The organism is Skermanella stibiiresistens SB22 (genome assembly GCF_000576635.1).
In the GTDB taxonomy this organism is placed as follows: Bacteria; Pseudomonadota; Alphaproteobacteria; order Azospirillales; family Azospirillaceae; genus Skermanella; species Skermanella stibiiresistens.
This window is the reverse complement of sequence record NZ_AVFL01000004.1, coordinates 275,491-292,811: the sequence shown is the minus strand read 5'-3', so window position 1 is coordinate 292,811 and position 17,321 is coordinate 275,491. Positions and strand designations below refer to the sequence as shown.

17 protein-coding genes and 1 riboswitch are annotated in these 17,321 nt (G+C 67.1%); of the genes, 7 read left to right on the top strand and 10 right to left on the bottom strand.

Translation table 11 applies throughout. The features are described from left to right. Positions 1–13 precede the first annotated feature (13 nt). Positions 14–799: a WecB/TagA/CpsF family glycosyltransferase gene (locus N825_RS08015; RefSeq protein WP_051511708.1), complete on the top strand. Its 786-nt coding sequence runs from the start codon at positions 14–16 to the stop codon at positions 797–799. A gap of 378 nt (positions 800–1,177) precedes the next feature. On the opposite strand, the gene wbaP is transcribed toward N825_RS08015, so the two are convergent. From wbaP to N825_RS08000, 3 genes are all read right to left on the bottom strand, one after another. Further along, complete coding sequence (gene wbaP, locus N825_RS08010; RefSeq protein WP_198038227.1) at positions 1,178–2,572, bottom strand: undecaprenyl-phosphate galactose phosphotransferase WbaP; 1,395 nt, start codon at positions 2,570–2,572, stop codon at positions 1,178–1,180. A 627-nt stretch (positions 2,573–3,199) separates the two neighbouring features. Beyond that, a complete protein-coding gene (locus N825_RS08005) occupies positions 3,200–4,252 on the bottom strand; it encodes a YihY/virulence factor BrkB family protein (RefSeq protein ID WP_037449335.1) in 1,053 nt (350 codons plus the stop codon). Positions 4,253–4,268: 16 nt separating this feature from the next. Beyond that, entirely contained in the window at positions 4,269–5,084 is an 816-nt protein-coding gene (locus N825_RS08000) for a PA2169 family four-helix-bundle protein (RefSeq protein WP_037449333.1), read from the bottom strand. 158 nt (positions 5,085–5,242) lie between these two features. On the opposite strand from N825_RS08000, the gene N825_RS07995 reads away from it, so the two are divergent. After that, entirely contained in the window at positions 5,243–6,430 is a 1,188-nt protein-coding gene (locus tag N825_RS07995; RefSeq protein ID WP_037449330.1) for an aminotransferase class V-fold PLP-dependent enzyme, read from the top strand. A 15-nt stretch (positions 6,431–6,445) separates the two neighbouring features. Here N825_RS07995 and N825_RS07990 read toward each other — a convergent pair whose 3' ends face one another. After that, positions 6,446–6,736: a hypothetical protein gene (locus tag N825_RS07990; protein WP_037449327.1), complete on the bottom strand. Its 291-nt coding sequence runs from the start codon at positions 6,734–6,736 to the stop codon at positions 6,446–6,448. 47 nt (positions 6,737–6,783) lie between these two features. After that, positions 6,784–6,894, bottom strand: a riboswitch (SAM-I-IV-variant riboswitch). A 138-nt stretch (positions 6,895–7,032) separates the two neighbouring features. Here N825_RS07990 and N825_RS07985 point away from each other — a divergent pair. The 3 genes from N825_RS07985 to N825_RS07975 all read left to right on the top strand — a co-directional run bounded on the left by N825_RS07985 (position 7,033) and on the right by N825_RS07975 (position 8,842). After that, a complete protein-coding gene (locus tag N825_RS07985; RefSeq protein ID WP_157619050.1) occupies positions 7,033–7,419 on the top strand; it encodes a hypothetical protein in 387 nt (128 codons plus the stop codon). 113 nt (positions 7,420–7,532) lie between these two features. Further along, complete coding sequence (locus N825_RS07980; protein ID WP_051511724.1) at positions 7,533–8,237, top strand: class I SAM-dependent methyltransferase; 705 nt, start codon at positions 7,533–7,535, stop codon at positions 8,235–8,237. Further along, positions 8,234–8,842, top strand: a complete 609-nt coding sequence (locus tag N825_RS07975; RefSeq protein ID WP_037449325.1) for a uracil-DNA glycosylase — start codon at positions 8,234–8,236, stop codon at positions 8,840–8,842. Before N825_RS07980 ends, N825_RS07975 begins: the two co-directional genes overlap by 4 nt. A 6-nt stretch (positions 8,843–8,848) precedes the next feature. Here the strand turns inward: N825_RS07975 and ade are convergent, their stop codons facing one another. From ade to N825_RS07955, 4 genes are all read right to left on the bottom strand, one after another. Next, positions 8,849–10,558, bottom strand: a complete 1,710-nt coding sequence (ade, locus tag N825_RS07970) for an adenine deaminase (protein WP_037449324.1) — start codon at positions 10,556–10,558, stop codon at positions 8,849–8,851. Positions 10,559–10,591: 33 nt separating this feature from the next. Further along, on the bottom strand, positions 10,592–11,593 hold the full coding sequence (gene dgcA / locus N825_RS07965; protein WP_037449323.1) for an N-acetyl-D-Glu racemase DgcA: 1,002 nt from the start codon (positions 11,591–11,593) through the stop codon (positions 10,592–10,594). Between the two features lie 5 nt (positions 11,594–11,598). After that, positions 11,599–12,597, bottom strand: a complete 999-nt coding sequence (gene dgcN, locus N825_RS07960) for an N-acetyltransferase DgcN (protein ID WP_037449321.1) — start codon at positions 12,595–12,597, stop codon at positions 11,599–11,601. Positions 12,598–12,705: 108 nt separating this feature from the next. Further along, entirely contained in the window at positions 12,706–14,073 is a 1,368-nt protein-coding gene (locus tag N825_RS07955) for a CRTAC1 family protein (protein ID WP_037449320.1), read from the bottom strand. Positions 14,074–14,291: 218 nt separating this feature from the next. Between N825_RS07955 and panB the strand changes: the two genes are divergently transcribed. Both panB and panC read left to right on the top strand, forming a co-directional pair. Then, entirely contained in the window at positions 14,292–15,146 is an 855-nt protein-coding gene (panB, locus tag N825_RS07950) for a 3-methyl-2-oxobutanoate hydroxymethyltransferase (RefSeq protein ID WP_037449318.1), read from the top strand. Then, positions 15,143–15,997 carry a pantoate--beta-alanine ligase gene (gene panC / locus N825_RS07945; protein ID WP_037449317.1) on the top strand — a complete coding sequence of 285 codons (855 nt, stop codon included), beginning with the start codon at positions 15,143–15,145 and terminating at the stop codon, positions 15,995–15,997. Before panB ends, panC begins: the two co-directional genes overlap by 4 nt. Positions 15,998–16,118: 121 nt before the next feature. Here the strand turns inward: panC and minE are convergent, their stop codons facing one another. Further along, the gene (gene minE, locus N825_RS07940) at positions 16,119–16,463 is read right to left on the bottom strand and encodes a cell division topological specificity factor MinE (protein ID WP_084164506.1); all 345 of its coding nucleotides are present in this window, start codon (positions 16,461–16,463) and stop codon (positions 16,119–16,121) included. Next, positions 16,460–17,275, bottom strand: coding sequence for a septum site-determining protein MinD (gene minD / locus N825_RS07935; RefSeq protein ID WP_037449315.1), 816 nt, complete (start codon positions 17,273–17,275; stop codon positions 16,460–16,462). The genes minE and minD overlap by 4 nt, the downstream gene beginning before the upstream one ends. Between the last annotated feature and the right edge of the window lie 46 nt (positions 17,276–17,321).

Here is a 17,321-nt window from a genome sequence, read left to right as displayed (position 1 = left end):
TCAGGAAAACAGCATGCCTCTGGGATTCAAGTCGAACGACATCTTCGGTGTGAAGGTGACGCCGACCACCATGGACGATCTGTTCACCCTCATGGATCGGTCGATCGCCGCGGACGACAAGGTGGTGATCGCCAGCCTCAACCTCCACGGCATGTACAAGCTGTTCAAGGACGACGTCTTCCGCGCCTTGCACGACGACGACAAGACGTGCGTCCACATCGATGGCATGCCGATCGTCTGGCTGGGCCGCGCCGCAGGTCTCGACCTCGACGCGCGGCACAGGACCGGCTGGATCGATTGGTTCCTTCCCCTGATGGAGCGCGCCCAGCGCTCCGGATGGCGGATCTACTATCTGGGCGGCACGGCCCAGGTACTGGCCGATGGTTTGGCGCGCCTGCGCCGGGAATACCCGGATCTCGCCATCGACGGTCACGACGGCTATTTCGACGCCACCCCGGGGAGTGCCGAGAACGCCGCCGTGGTCGCCCACATCAACGCCTTCCGTCCCAACATGCTGATCGTCGGCATGGGCATGGGCCGGCAGGAGCACTGGATCTCGGAGAACAGGGCCAGCCTGCGGACCAACTGCATCGGCACCTGCGGCGCCTGCATGGAGTATTTCGCCGGCGCCGTGCCCACGGCGCCGCGCTGGCTGGGGCCCCTGGGTCTCGAATGGCTGTACCGCCTGCTCAGCGACCCCAAGCGTTTCTGGCACCGCTATCTGGTCGAGCCCTGGATCGTCGCCTGGCTCCTGATGACCGGCGCCGGCCGCCGCCGCGCGGCCCGAAGCCAGCGTTGAGGCGAACCACGGAAGTCTATCACTACAAGAACGCGGCCTCCGGCCGCGTTTTTCTTTGTGCGCCTCGAGGCGGCCCAGCTGGCGGCGTCGAGACATGGCATTTCACGATGCCCCAATAGCACTCATCGGCACCTCAAGACGCCAAGTGGCTTGACGAGGCGTGCGGATTCATAAGGTCGGATGGAGCGTAGCGGCACCCGACACCAACTCGCCCGCTTGTCGGGTGCCGCTACGCTCCATCCGACCTAAAGTGGAAAATCTCTGTTCTTTTTCAAACAGACAGCGCAGACCGTGCAGCGGATGATCGACAAACGAAAAGGGCGCGGGACTGGTAAGTCCGGCGCCCTTTCAGGTCGTACACACGGTCACGCCGCCGGATCACGCCCCGTCGGCCTTGACCACGATCCAGACCGTCCGCATCAGGACATGCAGGTCGAGCCAGATCGAGTAGTTCTCGACGTAGTAGACATCCAGTTCGATACGGCGCTCGAAGGTCGTGCGATGGCGGCCGGAAACCTGCCATAGACCGGTGATGCCTGGACGGACACGAGCCAGCACCTCCTGCTGGTGCGGGTATTTGATCAGCTCGTGCGGCATGTAGGGGCGTGGGCCGATCAGGCTCATGTCGCCGATCAGCACGTTCCACAGCTGGGGCAACTCGTCGAAGCTGAGACGCCGCAGGATGCGGCCGAACCGCGTCACCCGCGGGTCGTGGGTCAGCTTGTGGTACATCTCGTATTCCCGCCGGAGGACAGGATCGGTCGCCAGCAACTCCTTCAGCCGCAGTTCGGCGTCGGCGTGCATCGTCCGGAACTTCAGCGCGGGAAACGAACGCGATCCCCCCGCCCAGCGGGCTTGGCGGAACAGCAGCGGACCCTTGCTGTCGAGCTTGATGCCGATGGCGATCAGCAGCAGGAGCGGCGTCACCAGGACGAGCAGCAGGGCCGACGTGACGATGTCGAACAGGCGCTTGACCAGCGGCGTGACGCTGGCGCCCAGCGGGCGCCGCACCTCCAGCGAGAACATGCCGGACAGGTCGCGGATCCGCGTGTTGACGGTCTGGACCCCGGTCCACTCGGGCACCACCAGGATCGTCGAGAACGGCAGGTTGCCGATCATCTCGTTCAGCCGTTCGGGCTGGTCGCGCGGAACCGCCAGGATGCCGACCGAGGCGTACCGGACCAGCCGTTCGTCGGTCGAGGTGCCGACCGTCGGCGCCACGACTGGCAACCCTTCGACCGTCGTGCCCCAGAGATTGGGGTTCTCGTCGATGAACAGGACGGGATTGTAGCCGAGATGCTCGTTCTGGCCGAGCCGGCGGACGATGTCGATGCCCGCCTTGCCGGTGCCGACGATGACGCAGGGGCGCCCCCACAGCCGGAGCCGCATCAGGATGGCCCGGCCGAGCGCGTCGGAGATCCAGATCAGGACGGCCAGGACCAGCAGGGAGAGCAGCAGACCGTTGCTGAACCAGATCGCCTCGTTGAACTCAAGGTCCACGACCGTGACGCCGACGACGGTGCCGATCAGGATCATGAATTGGCGGCGCAGGCGTTCGACCGGCGACATGCCATATCCGGGATACAGTCCGACCATCGCCTTCATGGAGGGGACGATGAGCAGGACGACCGCCAGCTCCTGGGCGTGCAGGGTCGGATTGAACAGAAAGGTGGTCGGCGCGCTGCTGAACAGGCCGATGCCGATATGGGCGATCAGGACAGCCAGGAAGACGGCGGCGACATCGACGAAAAATTGGAACAAAGCGGGCTGCAAGGATCGAAGTTGACCCTTGGTCCGATGATTTGGGCCAGATTTTACGGAAATCTGGAAGTCATTGAGCATTCTGAAATTCCCCGCACCGGCAGCCGAGGGTCAGCAAACCGGCTGATTTACGTCGCCTCAAAACACGTGAGATCGAGAACTTCCGCATAGCGCATACCAATATCGCACTGCAACAATCCCATGCACATAGTAAAGGGTAAACACAATTTACACCTATCATTCGGACAATAACGTCGTAAGCCCGTTGGCAGGTTTCAGACTGGCGACGAGAACTTAAAATTTGATATTTTCTTTTCTCTCGTTTCACTCTGTAGTGTGCTACCACTTTATCTCGGCACCATATTTTACTCGATATCGAGATTCATCCAGTTCCTTTTCCGGATTAAGCTCGTTTGTTCCATTAAGCTGTTGCAATCAAGCCGCTATCGAAGGTTTACCTTGGAACGAACGCTTGGGGGAGGCGACCGATGCCATGGGAGAGGGCGGCACCCCCAATGCCTTGTACGTGTCATTGGAGTACCACGCCTGCCCGAACGCCCCGTACGCCGCCCCCTCGCTTTGGAGCGGCGTACCGAGGCGATCGGATATTTTCGGATGCCGTGAAATCCGGGGCGGCGATCAGGGACGGTGGCCGACCGTATCGGCGACATAGGCGTCGCGTTGTCCCAGGGGTTTGTTCTGGCCGGTGGTCGTATCCCGCGCCGTCTGGTGCTCCATCTCGGCGTTCAGCTCGGCGCCGAGCAGCACCGCGTAGGCCGACAGGTTGAACCACAGCAGCAGGATGATGACGGCACCCATGGTGCCATAGGTCTTGTTGTAGTCGGCGAAGTTCGAGACGTAGACCGAGAAGGCGACGGAGCCCAGTATCCAGATCAGCGTCGCGACCACCGCTCCCCAACTGACCCAGCGCCACCGCGGCGTCTCGCGATCGGGTGCGTAGCGGTACAGCACCGCCAGCGCCAGCATCACGGCGGCACCCAGGATCGGCCAGCGCGCCAGCCGAACCGTCCATTCCACCGTCTCGCCCAGGTTGAGGTAACCGATCACCACGGGCAAGCCAACGACCACCGCCAAGGTCACGATCATGAACAGGATCATCGCGATGGTCAGGCCCAGGGCGATGGCGTTCAGCCAGATGAAGCCGCGCTCCTCCTTCTCGTCATAGGCGATGTTGAGAGCCGTGATGACCGCGTTGACGCCCCGCGAAGCGCTCCAAAGCGTCAAGGCGATGCTGATCAGGACGCTGAAGCCCAGTTCCCCTCCAGAGGCGGACGCCACCGCGCTCAACTGATCGACGATGATCGAGCGCGCCTGATCCGGAATCACGCCCGCCACCGATTCGAAGTTGCGCTGCACGTCGGCGGGATCGGCCACCAGCCCATAGATCGACACGGTGGCGCCCAGGATCGGGAAGATCGCGAGCATCAGGTAGAACGCCACACCGGCGGCGATCATCGAGATGTTGTCCTTGTCGGTCTCCTCCTTGACCCGCCACAGCACGTCGCGCCAGCCGGCGCGCCGCAGCTCGCTCGGCCGCTCCGCGTTCCGGCCGCGGCCATTCTCGCGGGCGAGGTGCCGGTCCTGCCCGGCACCCTTGTCGCGGCCTTGGCTGGGTCCGATATAGCGGTCGGCCATGGCTTCCCGATGGGCGGTCTTGCTCAATCCCAACATGTGTCAGCTCCCCCCGTCAGGATGTGGCGCCCTTGAGCGCGCTCATGCGGTTGTGGCTCTGCTGGATCGCGTGGAATTGGGCGCCGACCAGCACCCGCGTCTCCTCCGGCAGATCCGTGTGGAGCGCCATGCGGAACGCCTCCAGCGCCGAGTCCTCGCCGTTCTCGATGCCGCTGATGATGGCGGCGGTCTCGCCGGTGACCAAGGCGCGGCGCAACTCGCTCCAGGCCGGGTGCGGCCGGCCGGGCGGCAGCACGCCCATTCCCGGCGCCCCGCCATGGCGGCGGATCTCCTCCTCCAGCGCCGCGGCGGCGCGGTCGTGCTGCTGGGCGATCTCGCGGATCATGGCCTGGACCTGGGGATCGCCGATCCTGCCCTCGGCTTGGCGCAGTCCGTCGACACCCTGTCGCGTCACCGCGATCAATGGCGACAGCACGTCGGAGATGTCCGCCGGGGTCAGCCGGCTTCCCCGTCCATCCTCGCCGCCGTCACGCTCGCGGGGCGGCTTGCCCATCGCGATGGCGAGCCACAGCGCGCCGATGCCGATCATGACGACGGGAATGGGGTTGTTGCGGATCGCGTCACCCAGCCGGCTCGGATTGCCACGCATCACGTCCTTGACCAGATCGACGGCCCCCGCCGACAGCTGGCCGGGCGACAGGCGGAACTCCAACTCGTCCAAGGTCTGGTCCATGCGCGCGCGGATGCCGGCTATGTCGCGCTCGATCTCCTCCGGGCTGCGATCGGCGCCGCCCTCCCCCGTACCGTCGGCGGTGCCGGGGTTCCGCTCCGGTCCCTTGGTGGCTCTCAAATCGTCGTTGTCGCGGCTCATCCCGGTAACTCCATGCCCCATTTGCCGCAAATCAACACCATCGGCGGGTCAGTGTTCCGGAAAATGAAGGCGATGCGCGGTTGCCCCGTTTGTCGGGCGCCCGACAGTGCGCTATTGGAGTTGGGTTTGGCATCCCCTGGCGAGCGACCGAGAAGATCATGAAACTGGATGTGGAACGGGCGCGGGCCGAAACGCCCGGAACCGATCATGTGATCCACCTCAACAACGCGGGGGCCGCCCTACCGCCGCGTCCCGTGCTCGACGCCGTGATCTCGCACCTGGAACTGGAGGCGCGGATCGGCGGCTACGAGGCGGCGGCCCAAGCTTCCGCCAAGATCGAGCGAACCTACGACGCCATCGCCAGCCTGATCAACTGCGGCCGGGACGAGGTGGCGATCGTGGAGAACGCGACGGTCGGCTGGGACATGGCGTTCTACTCGCTGCCGTTCGGCCCCGGCGATCGGATCGTCACGGCCATGTCGGAGTATTCCAGCAACTTCATCCCCTACCTCCAGGTCGCCAAGCGGACCGGAGCGGTGATCGAGGTGGTGCCGAACGACGCCCATGGCCAGCTCGACGTGGCGGCGCTCGCCAACATGGTGCGGCCCGACCCCGCCGGCCGGACGGTCAAGCTGATCTCGATCACCCACATCCCGACCAATGGCGGGCTGGTCAACCCTGCGGCGGCCGTCGGACGGATCGCGCGGGCGCATGGCATCCCCTATCTGCTCGACGCCTGCCAAACGGTGGGACAGATGCCGGTCGACGTCCAGGAAATCGGCTGCGACATGTTGTCGGCGACCGGCCGCAAGTTCCTGCGGGCGCCGCGCGGCACCGGCTTCCTCCATGTCCGGAAATCGCTGCTGGAGCGCCTGGAGCCGCCGATGCTCGACAACCACGCGGCCACCTGGGTCTCGGCCGACCGCTACGAATTGCGCCCCGACGCCCGCCGCTTCGAGAACTGGGAAAGCAACGTGGCCGCCCAGATCGGCCTTGGCGTCGCGGTCGATTACGCGCTTGGCTGGGGCCTGGACGCCATTTGGGAACGTGTCGCGGAACTGGCGGAGAGCCTGCGCCGCCGCATCGCCGCCCTGCCCGGCCACACCATCCGCGACCTGGGCGAGGTCCGCTGCGGCATCGTCACCTTCACGGCGCCCCGGCCCGCGGCGGAGATCAAGCGCGATCTGGCGGCGCGCGGCATCAACGTCTCCGTCACGGCGGCGCCCTCCACCCGGCTCGACATGGACGCGCGCGGCTTGACAGAAATGGTCCGCGCCTCGGTCCACTACTACAACACCGAGGAGGAGATCGGTCGGCTGGTCGAGGCGCTGGCCGGCCGGGACTGAGACCAAGACGGAAGTTCAGTCGACAGGTCGCCACCAACCGGCGACGGCGCGGCGGCGCGCCTCGTCCAGCCTATCACCCTCCAGGACCAGGCTCAGCCGGATCTCCGAGCGGCCCAGCCGGCTCGACTCGATCACGAGATAAAGGTGGGTCCAGGTGCCGAAGCCCCGGTGGACCGCGCCAAACACCCACTCGCACCGATCCGGCTCGCGCGCCGTGGCCCGGCTGCCGCCGGCGATCAGTTCGAGCGTGTCGGCGGGACCGCAAAGCGGGATGGTCGCCGGGGCGACGGGCTGACGTTCAGACATGGAAAAACCCTCCTGGCTCAGGTGCCGAGGAGGGCTGACGCGGCGGCTCGTTCCCGTATGATTGCCGGTTCAGGCCGCATCGCTTCCCGCGGGAAGCCACCACCTTGCCCGGGAAGGCAGGTTGGTGTTGGGCGCCAGCCCAACTCTTGATGCTGGCCCGCGTGTACCCCATCGACTGCATACCGCGCAACCCCAAACTCGAGAGTGACAGCACCGACCACGATCAAGATGTATGGATTAATCCTGAAGAATCGGCTAATATAAGGATAGTCTTCGCTGGACACCGGAGTTCCGCCGTGGTTGCCGCATCCCCGATCTCGCCCGAACTGATGCGGGCGGCCCCGAAGGTCCGGGACCTGACACCACAGACCCAGGCGTTCAACCAGGACGTCAACCGGCAGGTCGCCGCCACCAACAACGGCATGAAGGTCAACGCCAAGACCGAGCCGCTGACCGGCATCACCAGTTCCATCGTCGGCGACGACAGGAAAGCGCTCGAGCGGAACAACGCCTCGACCCAGCCCGGTGCCCGCGTCCCGACGCTGACCGGTGCGACCAGCGCCTTCGTGACCGAGATGAAGTCATCCGACCAGCGCAACGTCGACAGCATGGCGTCGGCCGCCGCCCGTGCCCGCACCATCGGCCAGGGACCGCAAGGCGGCGTCCTCGACCTCAGCGCCTGACGGTCCCCTCCCCGTCGACCTTGCGTATCCCGCTTCGTTGGACCAAAAGCTGTTCCAATGATCCCCCCGTCATGTCCGAGGGAGGGAACGCCGAGCCGAGAGGAAATGACGAGATGGCCGACCAGACACGCCCCCCCTACCCGCGCCGGAAGACGTTGGATGTGATCGCCGACATCATCCCGCTGGCTGGCGCCCGGGTCGTCGATGTCGGCTGCGGCGAGGGCGCGCTGGCGCGGGCCCTGGCCAAGCGGGGCGCCCATGTCACCGGCGTCGAGATCCTGGACGAGGCGCTGTCGAAGGCCCGCGCCGCCGCGCCGGTCGCCGGGGAGCGCTTCCTCAAGGGCGTCGGCGAGGACCTGCCGCTGCCCGACAACGACGCTGACGCCGTCATCTTCCTGAACAGCCTGCACCACGTCCCGGGCGCCCACATGGGCAAGGCCCTGCGGGAGGCGGCGCGCGTGCTGAAGCCCGGCGGCATCGCCATCGTGCATGAACCGGAGCCGACCGGCGGCTATTTCGAACTCACCAAGCTGGTCGACGACGAGACGGAGGTCCGGGCCTTGGCCCACGCCGCGATCAAGGCGGTGCGCGTGCTGGAATCGGCGGATGAACTGTTCTACTTCAATCCGGTGAGGCTCGACGACTACGAGGGCTTCGCCAACCGGATGGCCGGCGTCGATCCGACCCGCTCCACGTTGATCCGCGACCGTGACGCGGAACTGCGCGCGCTGTTCGACAGTGTCGCGGAACGGCGGGAGGGCGCGTTCTGGTTCGACCAGCCGATCCGCGTCAACCTGCTGCGAAAGCCGACACAGTGACCGATCTACCGACCGCCGGCGAACTTCCCTTCGTCGACTACCAGTATCCCACCAAAGACTCAGCCGGGGGCAGGATCGCCATCATCGGCGAGGCCCCCGGCGCCGAAGAGGCCCGCACCGGGAGGCCTTTCGTCGGCGTCAGCGGCCGCATGCTCGACGAGAACCTGAAATCCGTCGGGCTGGACCGCGCCACCTGTCTGGTCGGCAACACCTTCCGCCACCAGCCGCCCGGCAACAAGGTCGGCCACTTCTTCTCGTCGCGCACCAAGGCGCGCAAGATGGGAGTCGGGATCGCCGAGGACCTGGGCCCGATGGGCACCTCCGACTACTGCCTCGCCCAATACGCCGGCGAGATCGAGCACCTGCGGAAGACCCTGGCGGAGATCAGGCCAGCGGTGATAATCGCCCTGGGCCGCACGCCCCTGTGGGCGCTGACCGGCCAGAGCGGCATCACGGCCCTGCGCGGCCAGGAACTCCCCTGCCGCCTGCTGGACGGCGCCATCGTCGTCCCGACCTTCCACCCCAGCTACATCCTGCGCGGTAACCGCGTCGAGGAACCCCTGTTCCACGCCGACGTCAAACTGGCCGTCGAACGGGCGGGTTGACGCCCCTCAAGCCGGGATCAGTTCGAAGCGGTCGACATCCACCAGACCCATGTCGGTGATCTTCAGGTGAGGGATCACCGGCAGGGGCAGGAAGGCCAATTGCAGGAACGGCTCCGCCAACGGGCAGCCCATGCCCTTGACCGCCAAGCGCAACGCCGTCAACTGGTGTTCGACCTCCTCGAAGCTCAGGTCGCTGATCAGGCCGGCCATCGGCAGGGCCAGTTCGCCGACCACCACCCCATCGAGCACCGCGACGAAGCCGCCCTGCAGCTCGATCAGCCGGTTGACCGCCACCGCCATGTCGCCGTCATCCGCTCCCACCACGATGACGTTGTGGCTGTCATGGCCGACGCTCGACGCCAGCGCGCCGCGCCGCAAGCCGAAGCCCTTGACGAAGCCGCGGCCGACGTTGCGGTTGGTGCCGTGGCGGCTCAGCACGCAGACCTTGAGGATGTCGGCGTCCGGATCGGGATGGCGCAGGCCGTCGCGGTACGGCAGGCTGGCGGTCAGGTGCTCGGTCAGGATCTTGCCCGGGATCAGCCCGATCACCGGCCCTGACGGCCCACCCGACGGGGTCCGGAACACCTCCGGCGTCACCGGGTCGAGCTTGAGTGACCGAAGTCCCACCGGCGGCACGATCCGCCGTCCCTCGAAGCTCTCCGGACCGACCAGCCGGCCGCTCCGGATCACCGAGTTGACGCGGCAATCGGCCAGATCGTCGAGCAGCGCGATGTCGGCCCGGAAGCCGGGCGCGATCAGCCCGCGGTCGGTCAGCCCGAAGCCCCGCGCCGCCGACCACGTCGCCGCCCGGTAGACCGACTCCAGCGGCGCCCCCAGCGCGATCGAGCGCCGGATCAGGTGGTCTATGTGGCCCTCCTCGGCGATGTCGAGCGGGTTGCGGTCGTCGGTGCAGAAGCCCAGGAACGGCGAGGTCAACGCGTCGATGATCGGGGCCAGCGCGTTGACGTCCTTCGACACGCTGCCGTCGCGGATCAGCACCTGCATGCCCTTCCGCAGCTTCTCCCGCGCCTCCTCGACGCTGGTCGTCTCGTGGCAGTTCCGGATGCCGCACGATAGATAGGCGTTGAGATCGCGGCCGGTCACCAGCGGGCTATGCCCGTCGATGTGGCCGCCTTGGAACGCCGCCAGCTTGTCGAGCACGCCCGGGTCCTTGTGCAGCACGCCGGGGAAGTTCATGAACTCGGCCAGCCCGATCACCTGGGGGTGGCCGCGATGCCGGATCAGATCCGCCGCCTCCAGCCGCGCGCCCGAGGTCTCCAGCTCGGTCGCGGGCACGCAGGACGACAGCTGGACCCGCAGATCCATGGCGAGCCCGGTCGAGCTGTCGAGGAAATACCTCAGCCCCTCCTCGCCCAGCACGTTGCAGATCTCGTGCGGATCGCAGATCGCCGTCGTGGTGCCGCGCGGCAGCACGCAGCGGTCGAACTCCGCCGGGGTCACCAGCGTGCTCTCGCAATGGACGTGGGTGTCGATGAATCCCGGCACCGCGATCAGATCGCGCCCGTCGATCACCGTCTCGCCCTCGTAGCTCTCATAGGTGCCGACGATCACGTCGCCGCACACGGCGATGTCGCCCTCGGCGATCTCGCCGGTCACCACGTTGAGGAACCGGGTATCCTTGATCACCAGATCGGCCTTGGTCCGCCCCAACGCCTGATCGATGCGGCGGCCCAGATCGTCGCGCGTCACGCCCATGATCCCACTCCCCGCCCCGTCATCCCCACCCTCTCATCCCCACAGGCTTGGCTCCGGCGGAAACACCGTCTCGCCCTCGAACCGCAGCCCGGGCTTCCGATCCTCGGCCAGCAGCAGCGGCCCGTCCAGGTCGACCAGCTTGGCGCCTTGGGCGATCACCACGCCGGGCGCCATGGCCAGCGAACTCGCCAGCATGCAGCCGACCATGATGTCGAAGCCGGCGGCCTCGGCGGCGGCCTTCAGCCGCATCGCCTCGGTCAGCCCGCCCGTCTTGTCCAGCTTGATGTTGACCACCTGGTACTTGCCGCGCAGCTCGTCCAGCGTCGAGCGGTCATGGCAGGACTCGTCGGCGCCCAGCGGAACGGGGCACTCGAACCCCAGCAGGTCGTCATCCCGACCCGCGGGCAGCGGCTGCTCGATCAGCTCGACCGCCAGCTTGGCGAAGGCGTCGCCGTAGCGCTTCAGGTGCTCCAGCGTCCAGCCCTCGTTGGCGTCCACGATCAGCCGGGCGTCGGGAGCGTTCTCCCGCACCGCCGTCACCCGCTCCAGGTCGCCGTCGCCCGTCAGCTTCAGCTTCAACAGCGGCCGCCGGGCGGAGGCGCGCGCGGCGGCGGCCATGTTCTCCACGGTGTCCAGGCTCAGCGTGTAGGCCGTCACGACCGGCGCCAGCGGCGCCTCCAGATCGGCCACCTGCCAGATCGGCTGCCCGGTCAGCTTGCAGGAGAGATCCCACAGCGCGCAGTCCACCGCGTTGCGGGCGGCGCCGGCCGGCAGGGCGTCGAGCAGGCCCTCCTGGTCCAGCCCCGCCGCTATGGCGCTAGCCACGCCCTCGATCTGCTCCACCACCGAGTCCATGCTCTCGCCATAGCGGGCATAGGGCACGCACTCGCCCCGGCCGACGACGCCGCCATCGTCGATCTCGGCCACCACCACATGGGCCTCGGTCTTGGCGCCGCGCGAAATGCGGAAGGTGCCGCGGATCGGAAAGACCTCGCGGCGGACGGACAGGGTGCGTTTCGCGGATGCGCCCACCATGTCCGTCAACCCAGCAGGTCGACGATCGGGGCGACGCCCATCCGGACCGGATCGACCGCCGGCATGCCGAACTGGTCCGCCAGGTCCTTCAGGTACTTCTCCGCCTCGGCCTGGTCCATCGCCGCCGTGTTGACGCTGAAGCCGATCACCTTGGCGTGCGGATTGGTCACGCGCGCCGCCGCCTCGTGGACCGCGATACAGTCCTTGATGTCCGGCACCGTTCGGTTCGGCAGCCCGCGCATGTGCGGCCGGGTTGGCTCGTGGCACATCACCATCACGTCCGGCTGGGCGCCATGGACGAGCGCCAGCGTCACCCCCGCGTAGCTCGGATGCAGCAGCGACGCCTGCCCCTCGACCACGTCCCAGTGATCGGGGTCGTTCGCCGGGGTCAGGAACTCGACCGCGCCGGAGACGAAGTCCGACACCACCGCGTCGATCGAGACGCCGTCGCCGGCGATCAGGATGCCGGTCTGCCCGGTGGCGCGGAAGTCGGCGTTCATGCCGCGCGCCCGCATCTCCTTCTCCAGCGCCAGCGCCGTGAACATCTTGCCGATCGAGCAGTCGGTGCCGACCGCCAGCAGCCGCTTGCCGGTCCGCCGCTCGCCCGTGCCGATCTCGAACTCGCGCGTCGGATGCCGGACGTCGTGGAGCGACCGGCCCAACTCCTTGGCCTTGGCCGCCACCGCCGGGAGGTCGGTGATCTTGTTGTGCAGCCCGCTGGCGATGTCCATGCCCAGGTCGAGCGCCTTCAGCATGCTCTCCTGCCAAGCGGGAGCGAACTTGCCGCCCCGGTTGGCGACGCCGATGATCAGGGTCTTGGCGCCCTCGGCCGCCGCCTCCTCCAGGCTCTTGTCGGGCAGGCCCAAGTCGGCCTTGCAGCCGTCCAGGCGCAACTGGCCGACGCACCAGTCACGGCGCCAGCGCGCGACGCCGTCGGCGGTCTTGGCCGACAAGGCGTCGGGCGCGTCGCCAAGGAACAGCAGGTAGGGGTGGGCAATCGCCAAGGGTCTTCTCCATCACGGGTAGTCCAGATCGGAACAAGCCGATTGGTCACAGTCTAGTCCATTGAACGGCGCTGACCAGCGCGAACCAATCCCTCGGCATCCAATCCCTCAGTGGCCCGGATGCTCGACCCGCACCATCCGGTTGGCGTGTGGGTGCTCGACGGTCCGCGTCGCGCCATCGGGCCAGCGCACCTCGACCCGCTCGACCGAGTGGACGGCGCCCAGCCCGAAATGCGCCACCGGCTCCATCTGGCACAGATAACCGCTGCCGGCGCAGATCACCCGCCGCTGGGTCCGTCCGCGCGCCGTGCAGGTCACGACGGCACCCCGCGCCGGCGCTCCCGCCGCCGTCAGGGGCATCACCCGCAGCCAGCCATTGTCGTTCGGATAAGGCCGGTAGAAGCCAAGCGGCTGGGGACCCGTCCCGCCATGCGAGATCAGCAGTTCCAGCCTGCCATCGCCATCGATATCCGCGACCGCCGCCCCCGTCCCATGGCCATGGGGCTCCTCCGCGTCGCCGATCTCGGCCTCGGTCCAGCGGTCGTTGGTCCAGGCGAACAGCCGGTTGGGCTGGCCCAGATTGTTGAACAGGATCTCCTCGTACCCGTCATTGTCGAAATCCGCCGCGATGACGGTCCGCACCCGTGAAGGCTCCGCCATGTCCTCCGGCGCCGACTCGACGAATCCGCCGCCGGCCCGCTGCATGAACAGCCTGTGCCGTCCCTGCCAGTTGCCGCACACCAGATCGAACAGCCCGTCGCCATCGGCGTCCAGCACCGCGACTCCCCTGCCCTGCCCCAGCGGGTCGGCGACGCCCCATTCGGCCGCGATCTCCTCGAAAGTCCCGTCGCCCAGGTTGCGGAACAGGAAGTTGGGACCGTGGTCGTTGGCGGCGAAGATGTCCATCCGCTCCGACACCAGCGGCAGGCTGACCAGCGCCCGTCCAGCACCCTCCAGGTCGATGCCGACCTCCTCCGCCATGTCCATGACGTGGCCGCGCCGGTCGAACTCGTACAGCCGGAAGCGCCCGCCCTTGTTGGCGACGACGAAACCGTACTTGCCGGTGCCCGCCCGGTCGACGCAGGCGACCGAGCGTCCCACCGTCTGGTTGATCACGGCGAAGTTCTCCGGCTGCGCGAACAGGTCCAGCCAGCGCTTGCCGAAACAGGCGAACAGCCGGTCACCGAACCGTCCGCTCCCGGCGGCGCTTTCCGAGTTGAGGACGTAAAGCTCCTCGCGGCCGTCGCCATCGGCGTCGGCGGCGCACAGGCCGATGGCGTTCCGCTGGCTGTCGGCGATCACCGGATCGGCGATGTCGACCAGCCGCTTACCGTCCCATTTTAGGACCAGGTTGGCGCAGCCATGGCCCGCGACGACGAACTCGCAGGCTCCGTCACCGTCGATGTCGGTGACCGCCACCCCATTGCCAAGCCGGGGCTCGTTCCGGCCGATCGACGCCGTCTCATCAAGAAACATCGTCCTCTCCCCGCCGCGTGCGTGCCCATCCATGCTGCCACAGACGGCGGCCGGGAGCACGCGGCGAGTGCCTCCCGGAGAGAGTCCCGCCACTTCCGCATGGCGGGAATTCGACGACAAAACCGACCGTATTCGTCCAATCATCGTGACGTGGGGGTTCCAACATTATATCTAGGCGCACCATTTGAAGCCGCGCCCAGAAAGGGGAGAAACGCGACATGAGTGTCCCCGACCGCCGACGTCGAGTCACCGTGCCCGAACTTTCCGCCAGGAAGGGCGGCACGCCGATCGTCTCGCTGACCGCCTACACCACGCCGATGGCCCGTCAGCTCGACGCCCACGTGGATATGCTGCTGGTGGGCGACAGTCTGGGCATGGTGCTGTACGGCATGGAAAGCACGCTGTCGGTGACGCTCGACATGATGATCGCCCATGGCGCCGCCGTCACGCGCGGCGCGTCGCAGGCGTGCGTGGTGGTCGATCTGCCATTCGGATCCTATCAGGAATCGCCCGAGGTCGCGTTCCGGGCCGCCGCGCGGGTGATGGCCGAGACGGGCTGCGCGGCGGTCAAGCTGGAGGGTGGCGTCGAGATGGCCTCGACCGTCGCGTTCCTGACCAAGCGGGGCATCCCCGTGCTTGGACACATCGGCCTCACCCCCCAGTCGGTCAACACGCTGGGAGGCTACCGCGCGCGCGGCCGGGGCGGTCAGGAGAGCAACGCCATCGCCGCCGACGCCTTCGCCATCGCGGACGCCGGCGCCTTCGCCATCGTGATCGAGGGCACGGTCGAGCCGCTGGCCCGCCAATTGACCAACGACCTCGCGGTCCCGACCATCGGCATCGGCGGCTCGCCCGCCTGCGACGGCCAGATCCTGGTCACCGAGGACATCGTTGGCCTGTTCAACGACTTCACCCCCAAATTCGTCAAGCGATACGCCGATCTCGGGGAGCAAGTCTCGGCGGCGGCACGGGCCTACGCCGACGACGTGCGCGCTCGCCGGTTCCCCGGCCCCGAGCACGTCTTCGCGGCCAGGCCGAGCGGCGTCAAACCCGGTGGGAGCACAACGGAATGACCGAGAACCTGACCACAATCCGGACCGTCGCCGATCTGCGCGCCCGGGTCGCCACGTGGCGGGCCGCCGGCGAGAAGGTCGGACTGGTGCCGACCATGGGCGCCCTGCACGAGGGTCACCTCAGTCTGGTCCAGGCGGCGCGGCGCCGGGGCGCCGATCATGTCGTGGTCAGCGTCTTCGTCAACCCGACCCAGTTCGGCCCGAACGAGGATTTCTCGAAGTATCCGCGCCAGGAGGCCTCCGACGCGGCCAAGCTGGCGAGCGTCGGAGCCGACCTGCTCTACGCGCCCGATGTCGGGGAGATGTATCCCGACGGCTTCTCCACGACGGTCCATGTCGCCGGACTGACCGAAGGCTTGTGCGGCCCCTTGCGCCCCGGCCATTTCGATGGCGTCGCCACGGTCGTGTCCAAGCTGCTGCTGCAATGCCTGCCCGATGTCGCCGTGTTTGGTCAGAAGGACTATCAGCAGCTCCAGGTCATTCGCCGCATGGTGCGCGACCTCGACATTCCGGTCATGATCGAGGGCGCGGAGACGGTGCGGGACGAGGCGGGCTTGGCGCTATCGTCCAGGAACGCCTACCTGACGCCCGATCAGCTGACCATCGCGCGCCAGCTCAACACCGTGCTGTTCGACGTCGCGGCGGATGTCGCGGCGGAACCGACCCGGTGCCGGAGCGCCATCGAATGGGGATTGGAGAGATTGCGCGCGGCGGGGTTCGACCGCATCGACTATCTGGCGATCTGCGATGCCGCGTCGCTCGAACCGCTGGAGATCGCCGACCGTCCGGCGCGCGTTCTCGCGGCGGCCTTCCTGGGTCGGACCAGATTGATCGACAACATAGCGGTTTGATGGGTCGTGGTTGGATGGGTCGCGGTCTGGACGCCGCGTTCGGGGAGGCGGTGACCCGTCATGGCCCGGCGTTCTGCCCGGTCCATCCAGCACCGGCCGGCATCACCCGGCCAGCGTGGTCTCACGCCCGCTTGGCGGCCGCCGCCGGCGGCTTCTTGGCGTCGCCGCCGGTGACGGGACCGGTGCCCCGCGCCCGGGCCGCCTTGTCGTTCGACGGCGGCGGCAGCTCGATGTTGACCTCGAGCGTGGAGTAGTCGCCTCCGCGCTCGAAGCTGACCTCGACCTTCTTCTCGTCGATCTGGACGTATTTGGCGATCACCGCCAGCAACTCGCGCTGGAGGATCGGCAGATAGTCCGGGCTGGACCCGGCCGCCCTCTCATGCGCCAGGACGATCTGCAGGCGCTCCTTGGCCTCCTCCGCGACCGACTTGCGCGGAGGCGGCCGAAAGAAGTTGAAGATGCTCATGCGGTCCTCCGCAGGAAGCGCTCGAAGAAGCCCTTCTTCTCCGGCTTCATGAAGCGGTGCTCGACCGTGTCGCCCAGGAACCGCGCGACCGCGTCGGTATAGGCTTGGTTGGCGTTGCTCTTCTCGTCCAAGGTCACCGGCATGCCGATGTTGGAGGCGCGCAGCACGGCGGTGCTCTCCGGAACGACACCCAGCAGGGGGATCGCCAGGATCTCCAGCACGTCGTCGACCTTCAGCATGTCGCCGCGCTCGACCCGCTCCGGATCGTATCGGGTCAGCAGCAGATGCTCCTGGACCGGCTCCTGGTTCAACTCGGCCCGGCGCGACTTCGACGCCAGCACGCCCAGGATGCGGTCGCTGTCGCGCACCGACGAGACCTCGGGGTTGGTCACGATGATCGCGTGGTCGGCGAAGTACAGCGCCATCAGGGCGCCCTTCTCGATGCCGGCCGGGCTGTCGCACAGGATGTAGTCGAAGTCCTTCCTCAGCTCGTCCAGGATCTTCTCGACGCCTTCCTTGGTCAGCGCGTCCTTGTCGCGGGTCTGGCTGGTCGGCAGGATGTACAGGTTCTCGACCCGCTTATCCTTGATCAGGGCCTGGTTGAGCTTGGCCTCGCCATTGATCACGTTGACGAAATCGAACACGACGCGGCGTTCGCAGCCCATGATCAGGTCCAGGTTCCGCAAGCCGACGTCGAAGTCGATCACGACGGTCTTGAACCCGCGCAGGGCGAGGCCGGTGGCGAAGGCGGCGCTCGACGTGGTCTTGCCCACGCCGCCCTTGCCCGATGTCATCACGATTACCTTGGCCAAGGAAGCCTCTCCACTCTTCGAAGTTGATTGCGAAACCGCTTGTTTT

What these genes read in the sequence shown, in the direction of transcription:
- ade (WP_037449324.1), bottom strand. Translation starts at nt 10,558, where the DNA reads ATGGGCGTGACGCGCGACGATCTGGGCCGCCGCATCGATCAGGCGTTG.
- minE (WP_084164506.1), bottom strand. Translation starts at nt 16,463, where the DNA reads ATGAGCATCTTCAACTTCTTTCGGCCGCCTCCGCGCAAGTCGGTCGCG.
- N825_RS08015 (WP_051511708.1), top strand. Translation starts at nt 14, where the DNA reads ATGCCTCTGGGATTCAAGTCGAACGACATCTTCGGTGTGAAGGTGACG.
- dgcA (WP_037449323.1), bottom strand. Translation starts at nt 11,593, where the DNA reads ATGGTGGGCGCATCCGCGAAACGCACCCTGTCCGTCCGCCGCGAGGTC.
- N825_RS08000 (WP_037449333.1), bottom strand. Translation starts at nt 5,084, where the DNA reads ATGAGCCGCGACAACGACGATTTGAGAGCCACCAAGGGACCGGAGCGG.
- panC (WP_037449317.1), top strand. Translation starts at nt 15,143, where the DNA reads ATGACCGAGAACCTGACCACAATCCGGACCGTCGCCGATCTGCGCGCC.
- N825_RS08005 (WP_037449335.1), bottom strand. Translation starts at nt 4,252, where the DNA reads ATGTTGGGATTGAGCAAGACCGCCCATCGGGAAGCCATGGCCGACCGC.
- N825_RS07980 (WP_051511724.1), top strand. Translation starts at nt 7,533, where the DNA reads ATGGCCGACCAGACACGCCCCCCCTACCCGCGCCGGAAGACGTTGGAT.
- N825_RS07955 (WP_037449320.1), bottom strand. Translation starts at nt 14,073, where the DNA reads ATGTTTCTTGATGAGACGGCGTCGATCGGCCGGAACGAGCCCCGGCTT.
- panB (WP_037449318.1), top strand. Translation starts at nt 14,292, where the DNA reads ATGAGTGTCCCCGACCGCCGACGTCGAGTCACCGTGCCCGAACTTTCC.
- N825_RS07990 (WP_037449327.1), bottom strand. Translation starts at nt 6,736, where the DNA reads ATGTCTGAACGTCAGCCCGTCGCCCCGGCGACCATCCCGCTTTGCGGT.
- N825_RS07995 (WP_037449330.1), top strand. Translation starts at nt 5,243, where the DNA reads ATGAAACTGGATGTGGAACGGGCGCGGGCCGAAACGCCCGGAACCGAT.